The sequence below is a fragment of the Micromonospora maritima genome, from assembly GCF_902825405.1.
GTDB classification, from domain to species: domain Bacteria; phylum Actinomycetota; class Actinomycetes; order Mycobacteriales; family Micromonosporaceae; genus Micromonospora; species Micromonospora maritima.
In genome coordinates this window covers 1-3438 of sequence record NZ_CADEAU010000534.1, presented here as the reverse complement: position 1 = coordinate 3438, position 3438 = coordinate 1, and the positions used below count along the sequence as shown (strand labels likewise).

The window sequence follows — 3438 nt, the reverse complement described above, 5'->3', positions numbered from 1 at the left end:
GGCGCGCAGGTGCTCCTCGTCGAACCAGGGATCGTCGAGCGTGCCCTGCTCGGCGCCCGCCGGCGCGGCGGCCGCCAGGTCCCGCTTGACCTGGAGGTAGTCGGCCCGCCGCCCCGGGTCGGCGCGGAGGTGGTCGCGCATCAGCAGCGCGTACCGCCAGCCGGCGGAGCCGGCCGGGCGCAGGTGCAGCAACACCGGACGGCCGGGGTCCGCGCCGCCGTGCAGCCGCTTCGCCCAGTGCACCCGGTCGGGTCGGCGCGGCGCGTCCCACCACTGCCCTGGCAGGCGGGGAAAGCCGGCCTCGGCCAGCCGGTCGGCCAGCGGCCCGTCCGCCTCCGCCAGCGAGGGCACCGTCAACTGGATGTCGATGACGTCGGGCGCGGCCAGCCCGGGCACGGCGGTGGAGCCGACATGGTCGACCCGGACGTCGCCGCCGACCGCGTGCCGGACCCGGGCGGCCAGCCGGGCGTACTGCTCGGGCCAGGTCGGGTCCGGTCCGGTTGGCGCCGTCGGGCCGGGCCGTACCGCGTGCCGCGTCCGGACGTTGCGCTCGTAGGGCAGCAGGCGCCCGTGCCAGAGGTGGTCCACCGCGTCGTGCAGTTCGGCGAGCGTGCCGTCGTTGGTGAGCAGCGCGTCCGCGACCGCGTGTCGGCGGGCGTCGTCGGCCTGCGCGGCGATCCGGCGCTCGGCCTCGGCCGGGTCCATACCCCGGTCGCGGGACAACCGCGCCAGCCGGGTCGCCACCGCCGTCTGCACCACCAGCACCAGGTGGTACGTGGGCGCCAGCCCCACCTCCACCAGGAGGGGCACGTCGTTGACCACGACCGCGTCGGCGGGCGCGGCGGCGACCAGCTCGGCGGTCCGCGCCCGTACCCGGGGGTGGGTGATCGCCTCCAGCGTGCGGCGGGCGGCCTCGTCGCCGAAGACCAGGGCGCCGAGGGCGGCCCGGTCCAGCGCCCCGTCGGCGTCCAGGACCCGGTCGGAGAAGGCGGCGACCACCTCGGCCAGCCCGTCGGTGCCCGGGGCGACGACCTCGCGGGCGATCCGGTCCGCGTCGACGACCACCGCGCCGAGTGCGGCCAACCGGCGCGCCACCGCGCTCTTGCCGGATCCGATTCCGCCCGTCAGCCCCACCCTCAGCACCCGGACAGTCAACCGGATCCCCGTCCGCATGCCAACCGGGCCTCGCCGGGCCGGATCCGGTCGCCCTCGGAAACGGAGCGGACCCCGCCCCCGGCGCTCCGCTGGTGCGGAACGCGGGGACGGGGCCCGTGCGTCGGAGGCGACCTGCCGGTCCGCCCGAGGGTGGACCGACGTCAGCGACCTGTCACTTGCCGCCGGCGAGCTTCTCCCGCAGCGCGGCGAGCGCCTCGTCGGTGGCCAGCGTGCCGGCCGGCTCCTCGGCCTGACGGCTCGGGGCCGAGGTCGAGGTCGACGTGGTGGTGCCGCTGGTGGTGGCCGGAGCCGGGTTGGCGGCGGCCTCGGCGTCGGCGGCGCGGGAGGTCTGCACCTGCTTGGTGTGGGCCTCCCAGCGCTGACGCGCCTCGGCGTACTGCTGCTCCCAGGTCTCGCGCTGCTTGTCGTAACCCTCGAGCCACTCACCCGTCTCCGGGTCGAAGCCCTCGGGGTAGATGTAGTTGCCCTGCTCGTCGTAGGTCGCGGCCATGCCGTAGAGGGTCGGGTCGAAGTGCTCCTCGCCCTCGACGAAGCCCTCGTTGGCCTGCTTGAGCGACAGCGAGATCCGGCGACGCTCCAGGTCGATGTCGATGACCTTGACCATGACCTCGGAGCCGACCTGCACGACCTGCTCCGGGATCTCCACGTGGCGCTCGGCCAGCTCGGAGATGTGGACCAGGCCCTCGATGCCGTCGTCCACCCGGACGAACGCGCCGAACGGCACCAGCTTGGTGACCTTACCCGGCACGATCTGCTGGATCGCGTGGGTGCGGGCGAACTGACGCCACGGGTCCTCCTGCGTCGCCTTCAGCGACAGCGAGACCCGCTCGCGGTCCAGGTCGACGTCCAGGACCTCGACCTCGACCTCCTGGCCCACCTCGACGACCTCGGACGGGTGGTCGATGTGCTTCCAGGACAGCTCGGAGACGTGCACCAGGCCGTCCACGCCACCCAGGTCGACGAACGCGCCGAAGTTGACGATCGAGGAGACGACGCCCTTGCGGACCTGCCCCTTCTGGAGCTTGTTGAGGAACTCGGTGCGCACCTCGGACTGCGTCTGCTCCAGCCAGGCCCGGCGGGACAGGACCACGTTGTTGCGGTTCTTGTCCAGCTCGATGATCTTGGCTTCGAGCTCGCGGCCGACGTACGGCTGCAGGTCACGCACCCGCCGCATCTCGACGAGCGACGCGGGCAGGAAGCCGCGCAGGCCGATGTCGAGGATGAGACCACCCTTGACGACCTCAATGACCGAGCCGCGGACGACACCGTCCTCGTCCTTGATCTTCTCGATCGTGCCCCAGGCCCGCTCGTACTGCGCCCGCTTCTTGGAGAGGATCAGCCGACCCTCCTTGTCCTCCTTCTGGAGGACGAGGGCCTCGATGTGGTCGCCGACCGAAACCACCTCGGCCGGGTCCACGTCGTGCTTGATCGACAGCTCCCGAGAGGGGATCACGCCCTCGGTCTTGTAGCCGATGTCGAGCAGGACCTCGTCCCGATCGACCTTGACGACGGTGCCTTCGACAATGTCGCCGTCGTTGAAGTACTTGATGGTCTCGTCGATAGCGGCGAGGAAAGCTTCCTCAGAGCCGAGATCGTCGTGCGTGACCTTGTTGGCGCTCGAGGTGGCCTCGATGCTGCTCGTCATGTGGGCGGTTGCTCCGGTCGGATGGGTTGTCACAGCGGGCATGGGTGTCGCGGTGACTCTGCCGCGCCAACGGATCCGCCGCCGGGCACACCGAACGATCGACGCGAGAAGATCATTAGTGGCTCCGGTGACCGCGCACCTGCTCCCTGCCGAGGCACACGATCCGCGAGCGCATCGTCTAGCCTACCCGCTGCATTACCACAGCGTGCAAGCCCTCCCGGGTCCGTGCGACCTCATCCGCTGCGAAAGCGGAGATTTTGCGCGGTAAGGTGCCACAGCTGTCTCGTCCGTCACATCCGTCCCGTCCGCAACACGCGGACCCCCGCCCGGATCCGGCACCCGCGTCGGCCCTAGCGTGGACGGGTGGACGACGACAGGGTGACCCGCCGGCAGGTCGGCGCCGCCGAGATCCGCCGCGCCAACCGGGGCTGGTGGGACACCGACGCCGACGCCTACCAGGCCGAGCACGGCCCGTTCCTCGGCGAGGTGGACTTCGTCTGGTGCCCGGAGGGGTTGCGCGAGGCGGACGCGCGGCTGCTCGGCGAGGTCGCCGGCCGGCGGATCCTCGAACTCGGCGCCGGCGCGGCCGCCGCCGCCCGCTGGCTGGCCACGCAGGG

General features: G+C 72.2%; 2 protein-coding genes and 1 pseudogene. 1 reads left to right on the top strand and 2 read right to left on the bottom strand.

From position 1 onward, the window contains the following. Both coaE and rpsA read right to left on the bottom strand, forming a co-directional pair. The coding region (gene coaE, locus HUW36_RS28555; RefSeq protein WP_217428893.1) for a dephospho-CoA kinase at nt 1–1143 on the bottom strand (1143 nt) is incomplete at its 3' end. 184 nt (nt 1144–1327) lie between these two features. Then, the gene (gene rpsA, locus HUW36_RS28550; RefSeq protein WP_174530958.1) at nt 1328–2863 is read right to left on the bottom strand and encodes a 30S ribosomal protein S1; all 1536 of its coding nucleotides are present in this window, start codon (nt 2861–2863) and stop codon (nt 1328–1330) included. Nucleotides 2864–3184: 321 nt separating this feature from the next. Here rpsA and HUW36_RS28545 point away from each other — a divergent pair. Next, nucleotides 3185–3438 (top strand): annotated as a pseudogene (locus tag HUW36_RS28545) (SAM-dependent methyltransferase); the annotation flags it as partial.